Origin of the sequence: Bacillus sp. CGMCC 1.60114 (genome assembly GCF_042676365.1) — a bacterium.
GTDB lineage: Bacteria > Bacillota > Bacilli > Bacillales > Bacillaceae_G > Bacillus_A > Bacillus_A rhizoplanae_A.
The window spans coordinates 1-15,184 of record NZ_JBHTHG010000037.1 but is presented as its reverse complement, the minus strand read 5'-3'; the positions used below and the strand labels follow the sequence as shown (position 1 = coordinate 15,184).

16 protein-coding genes, 1 tRNA gene, 1 rRNA gene, 1 other RNA gene and 1 other annotated feature are annotated in these 15,184 nt (G+C 37.6%); of the genes, 15 read left to right on the top strand and 4 right to left on the bottom strand.

Annotation, left to right across the window (positions count from 1 at the left end; translation table 11 throughout):
• Positions 1-110: 110 nt before the first annotated feature.
• Positions 111-1,100, bottom strand: a complete 990-nt coding sequence (locus tag ACFQZ1_RS10120; protein ID WP_377882041.1) for a YaaC family protein — start codon at positions 1,098-1,100, stop codon at positions 111-113.
• A gap of 116 nt (positions 1,101-1,216) precedes the next feature.
• Between ACFQZ1_RS10120 and guaB the strand changes: the two genes are divergently transcribed.
• The 7 genes from guaB (at position 1,217) to ACFQZ1_RS10085 (ending at position 8,214) form a co-directional block, all read left to right on the top strand.
• Complete coding sequence (guaB, locus tag ACFQZ1_RS10115; RefSeq protein ID WP_377882039.1) at positions 1,217-2,680, top strand: IMP dehydrogenase; 1,464 nt, start codon at positions 1,217-1,219, stop codon at positions 2,678-2,680.
• Between the two features lie 104 nt (positions 2,681-2,784).
• Entirely contained in the window at positions 2,785-4,104 is a 1,320-nt protein-coding gene (locus ACFQZ1_RS10110; RefSeq protein ID WP_377882037.1) for a D-alanyl-D-alanine carboxypeptidase family protein, read from the top strand.
• Between the two features lie 166 nt (positions 4,105-4,270).
• Positions 4,271-5,155, top strand: coding sequence for a pyridoxal 5'-phosphate synthase lyase subunit PdxS (gene pdxS, locus ACFQZ1_RS10105; protein ID WP_211482641.1), 885 nt, complete (start codon positions 4,271-4,273; stop codon positions 5,153-5,155).
• A gap of 17 nt (positions 5,156-5,172) precedes the next feature.
• Positions 5,173-5,763 (top strand): pyridoxal 5'-phosphate synthase glutaminase subunit PdxT, encoded by a 591-nt coding sequence (gene pdxT, locus ACFQZ1_RS10100; protein WP_377882035.1) that lies wholly within the window; start codon positions 5,173-5,175, stop codon positions 5,761-5,763.
• 54 nt (positions 5,764-5,817) lie between these two features.
• Positions 5,818-6,039 (top strand) — a binding site (T-box leader).
• Between the two features lie 49 nt (positions 6,040-6,088).
• A complete protein-coding gene (serS, locus tag ACFQZ1_RS10095) occupies positions 6,089-7,363 on the top strand; it encodes a serine--tRNA ligase (protein WP_377882032.1) in 1,275 nt (424 codons plus the stop codon).
• A gap of 218 nt (positions 7,364-7,581) precedes the next feature.
• Positions 7,582-7,674 (top strand) — tRNA-Ser (locus tag ACFQZ1_RS10090).
• Positions 7,675-7,839: 165 nt separating this feature from the next.
• A complete protein-coding gene (locus tag ACFQZ1_RS10085; RefSeq protein ID WP_377882029.1) occupies positions 7,840-8,214 on the top strand; it encodes a sigma factor-like helix-turn-helix DNA-binding protein in 375 nt (124 codons plus the stop codon).
• 36 nt (positions 8,215-8,250) lie between these two features.
• Here ACFQZ1_RS10085 and ACFQZ1_RS10080 read toward each other — a convergent pair whose 3' ends face one another.
• The 3 genes from ACFQZ1_RS10080 to ACFQZ1_RS10070 form a co-directional block, all read right to left on the bottom strand.
• Positions 8,251-8,919 (bottom strand): deoxynucleoside kinase, encoded by a 669-nt coding sequence (locus tag ACFQZ1_RS10080; protein ID WP_377882027.1) that lies wholly within the window; start codon positions 8,917-8,919, stop codon positions 8,251-8,253.
• Positions 8,919-9,557 (bottom strand): deoxynucleoside kinase, encoded by a 639-nt coding sequence (locus ACFQZ1_RS10075; protein WP_377882024.1) that lies wholly within the window; start codon positions 9,555-9,557, stop codon positions 8,919-8,921. Before ACFQZ1_RS10075 ends, ACFQZ1_RS10080 begins: the two co-directional genes overlap by 1 nt.
• A 123-nt stretch (positions 9,558-9,680) precedes the next feature.
• Complete coding sequence (locus ACFQZ1_RS10070) at positions 9,681-10,217, bottom strand: cysteine hydrolase family protein (RefSeq protein ID WP_377882022.1); 537 nt, start codon at positions 10,215-10,217, stop codon at positions 9,681-9,683.
• A gap of 73 nt (positions 10,218-10,290) precedes the next feature.
• Here ACFQZ1_RS10070 and tadA point away from each other — a divergent pair, with 73 nt between their 5' ends.
• From tadA to ACFQZ1_RS10030, 8 genes are all read left to right on the top strand, one after another.
• Positions 10,291-10,788 (top strand): tRNA adenosine(34) deaminase TadA, encoded by a 498-nt coding sequence (gene tadA, locus ACFQZ1_RS10065; protein ID WP_377882020.1) that lies wholly within the window; start codon positions 10,291-10,293, stop codon positions 10,786-10,788.
• 77 nt (positions 10,789-10,865) lie between these two features.
• Positions 10,866-11,130: signal recognition particle sRNA large type (gene ffs, locus ACFQZ1_RS10060), an RNA gene on the top strand.
• Positions 11,131-11,403: 273 nt separating this feature from the next.
• Positions 11,404-13,089: a DNA polymerase III subunit gamma/tau gene (gene dnaX, locus ACFQZ1_RS10055; RefSeq protein ID WP_377882018.1), complete on the top strand. Its 1,686-nt coding sequence runs from the start codon at positions 11,404-11,406 to the stop codon at positions 13,087-13,089.
• Positions 13,090-13,163: 74 nt separating this feature from the next.
• Positions 13,164-13,490, top strand: coding sequence for a YbaB/EbfC family nucleoid-associated protein (locus ACFQZ1_RS10050; protein ID WP_377882043.1), 327 nt, complete (start codon positions 13,164-13,166; stop codon positions 13,488-13,490).
• Positions 13,491-13,504: 14 nt separating this feature from the next.
• On the top strand, positions 13,505-14,101 hold the full coding sequence (recR, locus tag ACFQZ1_RS10045; protein WP_098310719.1) for a recombination protein RecR: 597 nt from the start codon (positions 13,505-13,507) through the stop codon (positions 14,099-14,101).
• 18 nt (positions 14,102-14,119) lie between these two features.
• The gene (locus ACFQZ1_RS10040) at positions 14,120-14,341 is read left to right on the top strand and encodes a YaaL family protein (RefSeq protein ID WP_377882016.1); all 222 of its coding nucleotides are present in this window, start codon (positions 14,120-14,122) and stop codon (positions 14,339-14,341) included.
• Positions 14,342-14,466: 125 nt separating this feature from the next.
• Positions 14,467-14,736 (top strand): pro-sigmaK processing inhibitor BofA family protein, encoded by a 270-nt coding sequence (locus tag ACFQZ1_RS10035; protein WP_377882014.1) that lies wholly within the window; start codon positions 14,467-14,469, stop codon positions 14,734-14,736.
• Between the two features lie 236 nt (positions 14,737-14,972).
• A 16S ribosomal RNA gene (locus tag ACFQZ1_RS10030) occupies positions 14,973-15,184 on the top strand; the annotation flags it as partial.

Sequence of the window (15,184 nt, the reverse complement as noted above, 5' to 3'; positions counted from 1 at the left end):
ACGGAAGTTAAGCTCTCTAGCGCCGATGGTAGTTGGGACTTTGTCCCTGTGAGAGTAGGACGTTGCCAGGCAAACGAAAGACGAGTCATTGGACTCGTCTTTTTTATTTCCTAAGAAATAGCATTATTATGCTGATTCATTAAATATAAATAAATATAGTGTGGCACTTTTTCCGCTGTAACAGCTAAAAATTGAAAAATAAACGGGTAATCTTCAGAAGAATAACTTCCAAGTAAATCGTACCACCAATCTGTTTCATAACGGGAAATCATACTTAGGTTATAAAGCAGAAGATAATGCGTAAGTAATTCTGGGAAAATGGGAGCTGTATCGCCATTGGCAGGTAAATAATAGGTATTTGTATAGTGATTATATGTAAGAGGTGCACTGTATAATGGATTCCATTGCCTAATAGGAGCTGTGAAATGTAAGTATGAGTCATTTTCTTTAACGTTTGTATATTGAATGTTAAGATGTTTGCAAATTCCCTCCATATATCGTATAAAACGTTCTTCCGTCATATGAAAAGAATCTAAAACATGAGTAGGAAAAGTAAAGGTATTATCTGTCTCCTCGTTTAGTTTATATAGCCTATTTTTTCTTTTACTGTATTGGAATAAATCGTTTAGTTCTGCGACTCGTTGTAGTAACTCTCCCATTGTATATTTCTCTCCCTCTAAATGTTTCACATGAAACATTTGTTCCGCAACTTGAGTAAATAATCCATGTTTTTGTATTTTAACTTCATCATCTATAAACTGATAGCTTTGTTTTTTTCGCTTTCTTGTTGTGACCCCATGTGCTAATACAGAGGTTGATTCCGGATAATTAGGATCGACTGTAAGTAAACAAGCTTTTAGTAGTTGGCTCATTCCATAAAACAATAATACTGGTTTTATGGAAAGTGGAGCAGCATGACACAAATCATAGTAATTTTTTCCATGCTCTAAGTAATAAATAAATGGATAACAATTTTCAAAGCTCTTTTTCTCAGTATTTGTATTACCTAATTTTTTGTAGCAATGGGTAAGATAATGCTGTGTGTGAGTAGAAGAAAGGAAGAAGCTTAATTTCTGCCAAATGATTGATGAATGCTGCATTGTATACTCTCCTTTTATTTTTAGAAAATTCTAACATATACTATCTTTCTTGACAGTATTTTAACCAATTGTTAAGCTACTAATAATAATTTCAGGTATCATGGGGGGAATCATTTATGTGGGAATCTAAATTTGTTAAAGAAGGTTTAACGTTTGATGATGTATTACTTGTACCAGCCAAATCTGATGTATTACCAAGAGAAGTAAGCGTGAAAACAGTTTTATCTGAAAGCTTACAATTAAACATCCCTTTAATTAGTGCGGGTATGGATACGGTAACAGAAGCTGATATGGCTATCGCAATGGCTCGTCAAGGTGGATTAGGTATTATTCATAAGAATATGTCTATTGAGCAACAAGCTGAGCAAGTCGACAAAGTAAAACGTTCTGAAAGCGGCGTTATTACAGATCCTTTCTTTTTAAGTCCAGACCATCAAGTATATGATGCAGAACATTTGATGGGAAAATATCGTATTTCAGGTGTTCCAATTGTAAATAACGGAGAAGAGCGAAAGCTTGTAGGAATTATTACAAACCGTGATATGCGTTTTATCCAGGATTATTCAATTAAGATTTCCGATGTAATGACGAAAGAGCATTTAATTACAGCTCCAGTTCATACTACACTAGAAGATGCTGAAAAAATCTTACAGAAACATAAAATTGAAAAACTCCCTCTTGTTGATGATAACGGCGTATTACAAGGCTTGATTACAATTAAAGATATTGAAAAAGTAATCGAGTTTCCAAACTCTGCGAAAGATAAACAAGGTCGTTTATTAGTAGGTGCAGCTGTTGGAGTAACAGCGGATGCAATGCAACGCATTGATGCATTAGTAAAAGCAAATGTTGATGTAATTGTTATTGATACAGCTCACGGACATTCACAAGGTGTATTAGACAAAGTGAAAGAGGTTCGAGCTAAATACCCTACATTAAACATTATTGCTGGTAACGTTGCAACAGCGGAAGCAACTCGTGAATTAATTGAAGCAGGTGCAAATATTGTTAAAGTTGGTATTGGACCAGGTTCTATTTGTACAACACGCGTTGTAGCTGGTGTTGGTGTTCCTCAGTTAACTGCAGTGTATGACTGTGCAACAGAAGCTCGTAAATACGGTGTTCCAGTCATTGCCGATGGTGGAATTAAATATTCTGGTGATATTGTAAAAGCATTAGCAGCAGGTGCACACGTTGTTATGCTTGGAAGTATTTTTGCCGGTGTGGCAGAAAGCCCTGGAGATACAGAAATTTACCAAGGTCGTCAATTTAAAGTGTACCGCGGTATGGGTTCTGTTGGAGCAATGGAAAAAGGAAGTAAAGATCGTTACTTCCAAGAAGGCAATAAAAAACTTGTTCCAGAAGGAATCGAAGGTCGTGTTCCATTTAAAGGTCCTTTAGCGGATACGGTAGATCAATTAGTTGGTGGATTACGTGCAGGTATGGGATATTGCGGTGCAGCTGATTTACCATTCTTACGTGAAAATGCACAGTTTATCCGTATGTCAGGTGCTGGATTACGTGAGAGTCATCCGCATGATGTACAAATTACAAAAGAGGCACCAAACTATTCATTATAATGTCGGATATAAAAATAGACAGAGATTTAGTATCCCTGTCTATTTTTTTTTGATTGTGTTAGAATAACGTTTATGTGAGTACAAATATATTGGGGGTAACAAAAGTGACAGGTATGTTCCGTAAACAAATACTTGCGATTGTAACAGTACTTACACTATTTTGCAGCATGTTTTTTACATACAGCAGCGCATTTGCAGAAACAAATGCTCCTTTGAATGTTGAAGCAGGTGCGGCGATTTTAGTGGAAGCGAAGTCTGGGAAAATTTTATATCAAAAAAATCCGGATGAACTATTAGCAATTGCGAGTATGACAAAAATAATGAGTGAGTATTTAGTTCATGATGCAGTCGCAAAAGGAAAAATTAAGTGGAATCAAAAAACGAAAGTTTCTGAATATGCGCATATTATTTCACAAGATCGATCTTTATCAAATGTTCCTTTAGAAAATGGCGGTACTTATACTGTAAAAGAGTTATACGAGGCAATGGCAATTTATTCTGCAAATGGCGCAACAATTGCCTTAGCTGAATTAATCGCTGGTTCAGAAGCTAATTTTGTTAAGATGATGAACGACAAAGCGAAAGAGCTCGGATTAAAGAACTATAAATTTGTAAACTGTACAGGATTAACAAATAAAGATTTAAAAGGAAAGCAGCCTGAAGGGACAACTCCGGATGAAGAAAATAAAATGTCTGCTAGAGATGTTGCAACCTTAGCGCAGCATTTAATTAAAGAGTATCCGGATACGTTAGAGACATCTAAAATACCGAAAAAGACATTCCAAGAAGGTGGAAAATATCCAGTAAAAATGGATAACTGGAACTGGATGTTACCTGGATTAGTTATGCAATATGAAGGGGTAGATGGTTTGAAAACAGGTTCTACTCCAGAAGCTGGAGATTGTTTTACGGGTACAGCAGAACGTAATGGTATGCGTCTAATTTCTGTTGTTATTAATACGAACTCTCACACAGCACGTTTTGCAGAAACAAAGAAACTATTTGATTACGGTTTTACAAATTTCCAAACAAAAACAGTATACCCGAAAAATTCTCAAGTAAAAGGTCATGAAACAGTTCATGTAAATAAAGCAAAAGATACAGATGTAGCAGTACAAACGAAGGAAGAAGTTGTACTTCCAATGCCAAAAGGAAGTAAAGATGTTTATAAAACAGATTTCAAAGCAGTAAATAAAGATAATGAAGCACCAATCAAAAAAGGTACGACAATTGGTTATATGACTGTATCAGCAAAAGATCCAAATGATGTAGGATTTTTAACTGGTAAGTCAATGCAAGTAGACCTTGTAACAAAACAAGAAGTAGAGAAAGCGAATTGGTTTGTTCTTTCTATGCGAAGCGTTGGTTCTTTCTTTAGTGGTATATGGCATAGTACAGTTGATACTGTAAAAGGTTGGTTCTAAGAGCTCCCCATAGGGGGGCTTTTTTTATTTCTTGTTTTTGGCATCGATTATATCAAAAAAAAAATAGTAGACAAGCCTCTAATAAGTAATGGTAGAATGTAAGAGTATTCTTACTTTTCGTCGTGAACGGGGAAAAGCAATTCACCTAGGGGGGTTTTTGTACATGATTAATGTAACAGGAACAGAGCGTGTAAAACGTGGAATGGCAGAAATGCAAAAAGGCGGCGTCATTATGGACGTAGTTAACGCTGAGCAAGCAAAAATTGCAGAAGCAGCAGGTGCGGTTGCTGTAATGGCACTAGAACGTGTTCCAGCTGATATTCGTGCAGCAGGTGGCGTTTCGCGTATGGCAGATCCAACGATTGTAGAAGAAGTAATGGGTGCTGTATCAATTCCAGTTATGGCAAAATGTCGTATTGGCCATCTTGTGGAAGCGCGTGTGCTTGAATCATTAGGGGTAGACTATATTGATGAGAGTGAAGTATTAACTCCAGCTGATGAAGTGTACCATTTAAATAAACGTGATTACACTGTTCCGTTTGTATGTGGATGTCGTGATATCGGTGAAGCAGCGCGTCGTATTGCTGAAGGCGCATCTATGCTTCGTACAAAAGGTGAGCCTGGCACAGGGAATATTGTAGAAGCTGTACGTCATATGCGTCAAGTAAACGCAGAAATTCGTCAAGTTGCGAGCCTACGTGAAGATGAATTAATGACATACGCAAAAAACACTGGTGCTCCTTATGAAGTATTACTTGAAATTAAACGTCTTGGTCGTTTACCAGTTGTAAACTTTGCAGCGGGCGGTGTTGCAACTCCAGCTGATGCTGCATTAATGATGCAACTTGGTGCAGATGGTGTGTTTGTAGGTTCTGGTATTTTTAAATCAGAAAACCCAGAAAAATTTGCACGTGCAATTGTTGAAGCAACAACACATTATGAAGATTATGAATTAATTGCTCGTCTTTCTAAAGGGCTAGGTAATGCAATGAAAGGTGTTGAAATTTCAACATTATTACCAGAACAACGCATGCAAGAGCGCGGTTGGTAATTAAAGGAGTTTTTGAAATGATTACAATCGGTGTATTGGGACTTCAAGGGGCTGTTCGTGAACATGTACGTGCAATAGAAGCAAGTGGTGCACAGGCTGTTGTTGTGAAACGTACAGAGCAGCTAGAGGAAGTAGATGGACTTATTTTACCAGGCGGTGAAAGCACAACAATGCGCCGTCTTATTGATAAATATGGTTTCATGGAACCTCTTCGTGAATTTGCTAAAACAGGAAAACCGATGTTTGGTACATGTGCAGGTATGATTTTACTTGCAAAGAACCTTATTGGATATGAAGAATCACATATTGGTGTAATGGATATTACCGTAGAACGAAATGCATTTGGTCGTCAAAAAGATAGCTTTGAGGTTGCCCTTTCTATGAAAGGTGTAGGCGAAGACTTTATCGGTGTATTTATTCGTGCGCCATATGTTGTAGATGTAGAAGATCATGTAGAAGTATTATGTACACATGAAGATCGCATGGTAGCGGTTCGACAAAATCATTTATTAGCAGCTTCTTTCCATCCAGAACTAACAGAAGATCATCGTGTTACAGCTTATTTCGTAGAGATGGTGAAAGAAGCGAAAATGAAAAAAGTCGTATAAGTGACTTGCAACTTGTGTAAGATTATAGTAAATTGATGGTAACTATTTTATACGACAAATGTGTTGATAGGAAGTAGTAGCAAGAAGTGTTTCTTATAGAGAGTCGGTGGCTGGTGTAAACCGATAGAAACTACTTGTGAATCCATCCTGGAGTGAAATGCGGAACAGTCTTTGGACAAGTAAGCATTTCCGGTGAAGAGCCGTTATTTCTACTTGAGAGGAAAGCAAGTATGCTTTCAATTAGGGTGGCAACGCGGGTTAACTCCCGTCCCTTTGTACAGGGACGGGAGTTTTTTGTTTTTCTAAAAATAAAGGAGGAATTACCATGCTTGATATTAAATTTTTGCGTACAAACTTTGAAGAAGTAAAAGCGAAATTGCAACATAGAGGCGAAGACTTAACAGACTTTGGTCGTTTTGAAGAATTAGACACAAAAAGAAGAGAATTACTTGTACAAACGGAAGAATTAAAAAGCAAACGCAATGAAGTATCTCAACAGATTTCTGTATTGAAACGTGAAAAGAAAGATGCAGAGGCACTTATTTTAGAAATGCGTGAAGTAGGGGATAAGGTTAAAGAGCTTGATAATGAGCTTCGTAAAGTGGAAGAAGATCTTGAGCGATTAATGCTATCTATTCCAAATATTCCACATGAATCTACACCAGTTGGCGAAACGGAAGATGATAATGTACAAGCTCGTACGTGGGGAGAAGTTCCAGAATTTACGTTCGAACCAAAACCACACTGGGATCTTGCAACAGATTTAGGTATGCTAGACTTTGAACGTGCTGGGAAAGTAACAGGTAGCCGCTTTGTATTCTATAAAGGAGCAGGTGCAAGATTAGAGCGAGCTTTAATTAGTTTCATGCTGGATCTTCATACAGAAGAACATGGCTATGAAGAGATTTTGCCTCCGTATATGGTAAATCGCACAAGTATGGTGGGTACTGGACAACTTCCAAAGTTTGAAGAAGATGCGTTTCGTATTGAGAGTGAGGACTATTTCTTAATTCCTACAGCTGAAGTACCTGTAACAAACTTACATCGCGATGAGATCTTAAGTGGAGAACAACTACCAATTCGTTATGCTGCATTTAGTGCATGTTTCCGCTCTGAAGCAGGATCTGCTGGTCGTGATACACGTGGTTTAATTCGTCAGCATCAATTTAATAAAGTAGAACTTGTGAAATTTGTAAAACCTGAAGATTCTTATGAAGAACTAGAAAAATTAACAAATGATGCAGAGCGTGTATTACAATTATTAGGACTTCCATACCGTGTAATGAGCATGTGCACAGGAGATTTAGGATTTACAGCAGCGAAGAAATACGATATCGAAGTATGGATTCCTAGCTACGGTACATATCGTGAAATTTCTTCTTGTAGTAATTTTGAAGCATTCCAAGCGCGACGTGCAAACATTCGTTTCCGCCGTGATACAAATGCGAAGCCAGAACATGTTCATACACTAAACGGATCTGGGCTTGCGATTGGCCGCACGGTAGCTGCTATTTTAGAGAACTACCAACAAGAAGATGGTTCTATTATCATTCCGGAAGTTCTTCGTCCTTATATGGGAGGAAAAACAGTAATTAAATAAAGTTTTATTCATACACATCTCTTGTTATCCAGTAAGAATAAGTGGAATTCTTAACAAGAGAAGAGATACATTTGACACTGACAATCATCCTGTTTATTAGATTGGATAAATTGTATGAGAAGGGAAAGAGAAAAAATCTCTTTCCTTTCCTTTTCTATATATAGTAGGGTTGACGAACTGTTTTTCTTTTGATATTATATTTCATGTCATGTGAATACGGAGGAATACCCAAGTCTGGCTGAAGGGATCGGTCTTGAAAACCGACAGGCGGTGCGAGCCGCGCGGGGGTTCGAATCCCTCTTCCTCCGCCATATATAATTGACAACAGCGCATATAAGTGGAGATTGGAGAACTCGTTACCAACACGTAACGAGTTTTTATTTTAACCAATCAGGAAGTAGCATATAGGAGATTTAATCTCTTATAGAAACACTCATATTCCGAGGATTATCTTCATAGATATGAAAGGAGCTACCATGGATATTATTATACAAACGTTTCCGCTTGACGGAAAAACACTATACTATGTACAATGCCCCGTTTGCAAGAAAAATAAAATTTTAAACAGTGCTGCGAACGTATCTCGTATTGTAAGTGATGAAACATTTCGTAAACTTAGTGGTTGCATCTGTGATGTGAAACAAGAAGTGAAGAAAGTAGAAGCACCAAAACAAATCGAAAAACAAGCAGCTGCAAAACGTAAAGCAATTACGGCTGTTATTAACGGGACAGAAATGACGGTAAAAGAAATTGCTGAGGCGTATGATATTAGTGTAAGCACTGTACGTCAGCGCATTAATGCCGGAAAATCAGAGAGCGAAATTATTGCTCCGACCAAAAAGAAAAACTAAGTTCATAGGAAAAACCCGTGCGATTGCACGGGTTTTTTATTTTACGAGTTTACGTGTTTGTTGTAAGAAGTGACCAACTTTCTTAATGATAGGTTCAATTGAATTTTCATTTTGTAAAATATCATATTCATTAATATTAAGACGCAGCACAGGGCAAGCATTAAAATCATTGATCCAATTTTCATAGCGTGCATGCATTTCTTCCCAATACTCAATCGGTGTTTGCTGTTCCATAGGTCTTCCACGTTCTTTAATACGATCTACGATATCTTCAAACGACCCTTCTAAATAAATGAGTAAATCAGGGTGTGGGAAGTAGGGTGTCATAACCATTGCATCGAATAAGCCTTTGTATGTTTCATAATCCGTAGCGGTCATTGTCCCTTTTTCATAATGCATTTTTGCAAAAATTCCTGTGTCCTCATAAATAGAACGGTCTTGAATAAATCCTCCGCCGTATTCGAAAATTCTTTTTTGTTCTTTAAAGCGTTCCGCTAAGAAATAAACTTGTAAGTGGAAGCTCCAACGTGTGAAATCACCATAAAATTTGTCTAGATATGGATTAGAGTCTACTTTTTCAAATGATGTGCGATAACCAAGCGCATTTGCTAGTGCATTTGTCATTGTAGATTTTCCGACGCCAACTGTTCCTGCAATCGTAATAACAGCGTCATTTGGAATATCGTATTTTTGTCTCAAATTCATTACTGGTTAATCTCCTTCGTCAGTGTATTTTGTAATGCTGATAAGATTACGTTTAAGTCCGATTCATTTTTCACAAAATCCATATTATCTCCGTTGAACTTTAGCACGGGGATGCTCGGATGATCTTGTTTGAAAGCTTCCATTGCCGTTTCGTAATCTTCAATGAGTTGTAATAAATAATTTGGATCTATATTTTTTTCGAATTCCCGTCCGCGCATGGCAATTCGTTTTTGTAGTGTTTCTAAGCTTGCTGTTATATACACGATGACGTTTGGAACGGGCATATCTTGTGTTAAGATACGATAAATTTGCATGTATTTCTCGTATTGGGAACCCTGTAATGTTCGAGATGCAAAAATTAAATTTTTGAATATATGGTAATCTGCTACAACAGGAATATGTTGTTTTAAATATTTTGTATCGATGTCTTCTAGTTGCTTATAACGGTTGCAGAGGAAAAACATTTCTGTTTGAAAGCTCCATTCCTGGATGTCTTCGTAAAACTTGCCTAAGAAAGGATTCTCATCAACGATTTCTTTCAATAAATGGAGTTGCATGTGAGTCGATATCGCTTTCGCGAGTGAAGTTTTTCCGACACCAATTGGTCCTTCGACCGTAATAAATGGTACTCCGGTCACGCTGTTGCCTCCTTCCAAAACATAATTTAGCACTAATAAAAAGCACAAAACAGAATTATTGTAGCATAAGAGGAGGCAGAAAGGATTAGTTTTCATAAAAAGTTAGAAAATCAATTTATGTTATTACACTTTTAAATGAATTGATGGAGAAATATTTGCTTTTAAAGTTGCTTGCATAATGTGTAAAGCGTGTTTATTATCTTGGTCGCAATTGGATGCAATGCAATCTTCAGGCACATATAATTGATAATTTCTCATATGAGCGTCATTTGCGGTAAAAAGGATGCATATATTTCCAGCTACCCCTGTTAAAATAAGGTTTTCTATCTTTAAATGACCTAACAATGAATTTAAGGGGGTTTCATAAAAAGCAGAATAATGTGGTTTAATAAAAATATAATCATCGCTTGAGGGTGCTATTTTTTTTATAATTTCTTGGCTATATTCATTTGTGCAATAGGTAATAAGTTCGTTGATATCAGCTCTCCATAAATGGTAATGATCATTTACATAAATAATTGGACAGCCAGAGTTTTTCATTTTTTGTTTGAGTTCTAAAATAGATTCTGTAATATTTTTGCATTTTCGTGCTAAGATAGGTCCATGTGAAAATTGAAAATCATTAATCATATCGATGATAAGAAGTGCTGTATTTTTCATATGTAATCTCCTTTCCTTTCTCTTTAGATTGGATTGAATATAGAAAAGTTATTTGTGATGAAAGGATTTTGTTATGGAAGAAGATATTTACTTTATGAAGCTCGCGATAGAGGAAGCTAAAAAGGCTGAAGAAATACAAGAAGTACCGATTGGTGCAGTTGTTGTAGTGGACGGTGAGGTGGTAAGTCGTGCACATAACTTGCGTGAAGCAGAGCAGCGGTCAATTGCTCACGCTGAATTGTTAGCGATTGATGATGCGTGCAAAAAGTTAGGGACGTGGCGATTAGAAAATGCAACCCTATATGTCACATTAGAGCCGTGTCCAATGTGTGCTGGTGCAATTGTGCTATCGCGTGTAAAGCGTGTTGTATATGGAGCGAGTGACCCAAAAGGTGGATGTGCTGGTACATTAATGAATTTATTAACAGAGGAACGGTTTAATCATCAATCTGAAGTTGTGGTTGGTGTATTAGAAGAAGAGTGTGGAGCCTTATTAACAAACTTTTTCCGAGAACTACGCAAAAAGAGGAAGAAAGAGAAGGAAAAATTGGATAAAAATAGTCTTTGTTAACACGTTGCAATTTTTTAGGAAACAAGTTATACTGATATTGCCTTCAGATAAGGCAACTAAATATGGTTTTAACTTTGCCGTGCTAAGCGGGGAGGTAGCGGTGCCCTGTACTCGCAATCCGCTCTAGCGAGGCCGAATCCCTTCTCGAGGTTATGCTACTGTAGGGTCTGCCTTAAGTAAGTGGTGTTGACGTTTGGGTCCTGCGCAACGGGACCCCGTGAACCTTGTCAGGTCCGGAAGGAAGCAGCAATAAGCGGGTCTTCTCGTGTGCCGCAGGAGTGCCTGAACCGAGCTAACTGCTTAAGTAACGCTTATGGTACGTAATCGACAGAAGGTGCACGGCAGTTATATATGCATATAAAACTCATCCTATATGAATAGGGTGGGTTTTTTGTATAGAAAATAACTTTTGGAATCTATAATCAGAATGGGTTATAATAAGATGAAACTTTAATTAGTGGGTGATTATTTATACCTTACTAATCATCAATCGAACGAATCGGGCTTTTACGGACAGTCTATCTCCCATCTAATTTCTTTGGTTTGAGCTGGGGATTGCTGTTCAAAAATAGCGGGATAACTAAGATAATAACCTTTGGGGGAGGCCGTATTTTCGTGTCATACCAGGCGTTATACCGAACATGGAGACCGCAAAAATTTGAAGATGTAGTCGGTCAAAAGCACGTAACGAAAACGTTGCAAAATGCCCTTCTTCAAGAGAAAGCGTCACATGCTTATGTGTTTTCTGGACCAAGAGGAACAGGGAAAACAACAATTGCAAAGGTATTTGCCAAAGCAATCAACTGTGAGCATGCTCCTACAGCTGAACCTTGTAATGAATGTCCTGCATGCTTAGGAATTACACAAGGGGCTATTTCAGATGTATTAGAAATTGACGCGGCTTCGAATAACGGTGTAGATGAAATTCGAGATATAAGAGATAAAGTAAAATATGCTCCAAGCGAAGTTCGCTATAAAGTATATATTATTGATGAAGTTCACATGCTTTCTATGGGTGCTTTTAATGCGCTATTAAAAACATTAGAAGAGCCTCCGCAGCATGTTATCTTTATTTTAGCAACGACAGAACCACATAAAATTCCACCGACAATTATTTCTCGTTGTCAGCGCTTTGAATTTCGGAAAATATCAGTGCATGATATTGTCGAACGATTAACAACTGTTGTAAACAACGAAGGAACGAAAGTGGACGAGGAAGCACTTCAAATTGTAGCGCGTGCCGCAGAAGGTGGTATGCGTGATGCGTTAAGTTTAATCGATCAAGCTATTTCTTATAGTGATGAAGTAGTAACAGTAGAAGATGTATTGGCAGTTACAGGTTCCGTTTCGCAGCAATATTTAGCGAACCTTGTAGGGTGCATCTATGAAAATGATGTATCAAAAGCACTGCGTATCGTTGACAATATCATGAATCAAGGGAAAGATCCGCTTCGCTTCATGGAAGACTTCATTTACTATTATCGTGATATGCTTTTGTATCAAACTTCACCGCAGCTAGAGGATATGTTAGAGAGAGTTATTGTTGATGATTCATTTCGTAAGTTAAGTCAGGATATGGAGCCTGAAATGATTTATGAAATTATTCATACGCTTAGTAAAAGCCAACAAGAAATGAAGTGGACAAACCACCCTCGTATTTTTTTAGAGGTGGTTATGGTGCAATTGTGTCAGCAATTTGCGATGAAAGCAAATGGAGTGGATCGTTTGCAAGCTGTTTTACAAAGAATGCAGCAATTAGAACAGGAATTAGAAAATATGAAGCAGCATGGTGTGCCAGTAGCTATGCAGCAAGAAGTTAAAGAAACAAGGGTCACACCGAAGCCGACTCGTTCTGGTAGTATGAAAATACCAGTCGGGCGTGTTCATGAAGTGCTCAAACAAGCGACTCGTAAAGATTTAGAGCAGCTAAAAAGTGCATGGGGTGAACTGTTAGAGCGATTGAAAAATTATAATAAAGTTGCTTATGCGGTTTTGTTAGAAAATAGTGAGCCGGTCGCAGCTTCTACTACTTCGTATGTTCTTGCTTTTAAGTTTGAAATACATTGTAAAATGGCGAGTGAAAATCGTGAGGCAACAGATACAGTAGAGCAAATTCTCTTTGAGCTGTTTGGAAAGAGGTTGCAGATGATTGCAATCCCGAAAAGTGAATGGGGAAAAATTCGTGAGAGTTTCTTACAACATGAAGGTAGTCCTTCAGAGGAAGCTGAAAAGCCAAAAGATCCTCTTATCGAAGAAGCTGTAAAGATAGTAGGAGAACAATTAATTGAAATAAGAGAATAAAACATGTCTTAAATGAATTTTTCTTTATTAAATTATAAACATTCATTAAGAGATAATTAGGAGGAATTATTATGATGCGTGGTGGAATGGGAAATATGAATAACATGATGAAACAAATGCAAAAAATGCAAAAGCAAATGGCGAAAGCGCAAGAGGAACTTGGTGAAAAAACAGTTGAGGGAACAGCTGGCGGTGGTATGGTAACAGTTATCGTAAATGGGCATAAGCAAGTTTTAGAAGTGAAAATTAAAGAAGAAGTTGTAGATCCAGAAGATATCGAAATGTTACAGGACCTTGTATTAGCCGCAACAAATGATGCATTAAAGAAAGCAGAAGAGTTATCAGCTTCTACAATGGGGCAATTTACAAAAGGATTGAATTTACCAGGCGGTATGTTCTAGGAGGCTGGTCATAGATGCACTACCCAGAACCAATCTCAAAGCTAATTGATAGCTTTATGAAATTGCCGGGAATCGGGCCGAAAACGGCTGTTCGCCTGGCCTTTTTCGTATTGGATATGAAAGAAGATGATGTATTAGATTTTGCGAAGTCGCTTGTAAACGCAAAGCGAAACTTAACATATTGCTCTATTTGTGGCCATATAACAGACAAAGATCCTTGTTATATTTGTGATGATTCTCATCGTGATCAATCGATTGTTTGTGTTGTGCAAGAGCCGAAAGATGTCATTGCAATGGAGAAGATGAAAGAATATCAGGGAGTATATCATGTGTTAAATGGCGCCATTTCCCCGATGGAAGGAATTGGACCAGAAGATATCAATATTCCTCAGTTGTTAAAACGACTGCACGACGAAACGGTACAAGAAGTTATTTTGGCGACAAACCCGAACATTGAAGGAGAAGCGACAGCGATGTACATTTCTCGTCTGTTAAAGCCGACTGGTATCAAAGTGACGCGTATTGCACACGGGTTACCTGTTGGCGGTGATTTAGAATATGCGGATGAGGTAACACTATCAAAGGCATTAGAGGGTCGCAGAGAATTATAATAAGTAGGAGAAATAGAAATGCTTTTTCAGAAAAAAGGGAAGTTGCGTAAAGAATATGATGAAAAGTTAATCGTATTGCTAGAACAGGTGAAGATAGAGTGGATGCGTCAAAGAAGAATTGTAGCACAAAGTATTGAACCTTCAGAAGATGTGCTGTGTCATTTAAAATTGGCGGAAGCGAAATATTTCTATTTATTGAAGGAAGCAAAAAGACGTCCTGTGAAAATGGAACGGTTGTAAAAGAAAAGTCAAATGGAGTATGCATGTTCCGTTTGGCTTTTTGTTTTGAAGAAGAAATTTTAACGGTCTTTTTTTTTCTTTTTCCCATACAAATATAATGTACAAGTTGTAAGGGAGAGGACAGTATGGAACAACGTTTAATTATTGGCGGTATATTAACGTTAATCTTTCTTTTATTAATTGTCGGCGCTCCTATGAAGTCATTTCGTTTTATAGGAAGGCCACTTGTCAAAATTGTAATAGGAGCTTTGTTGCTATTCGTTGTCAATGTAGTGGGAGCGCAATATAACTTTCATCTTCCTATTAATGTCGGTACTACATTTATTTCGGGTTTTTTAGGTTTACCGGGGGTAGGCGCGCTTATAGTCATTAAATTATATGTTTTACCAGGATAGAAGAAACGTTATGTTTTCTAGCCTGGTATTCTTTTTTTTGAAAAAGTATTGACGCATAAACTATTAATATGGTAAATTAATAAACGTCGTCAACGACAAAAGAAAAAAGAAGTTGACACTCGAAATTAAATGTGTTAAATTATAAAAGTCGCTGAAACGCGATGTTGAACTTTGAAAACTAAACGAAACAAACAACGTGAAACGTCAATTTTTATTTATGATGCTAGACAAACACTTTATTGGAGAGTTTGATCCTGGCTCAGGATGAACGCTGGCGGCGTGCCTAATACATGCAAGTCGAGCGAACCGATTAAGAGCTTGCTCTTAAGAAGTTAGCGGCGGATGGGTGAGTAACACGTAGGTAACCTGCCTATAAGACTGGGATAACTCCGGGAAACCGGGGCTAATACCGGATAACATTTTGCACCGCATGGTGCGAAATTGAAAG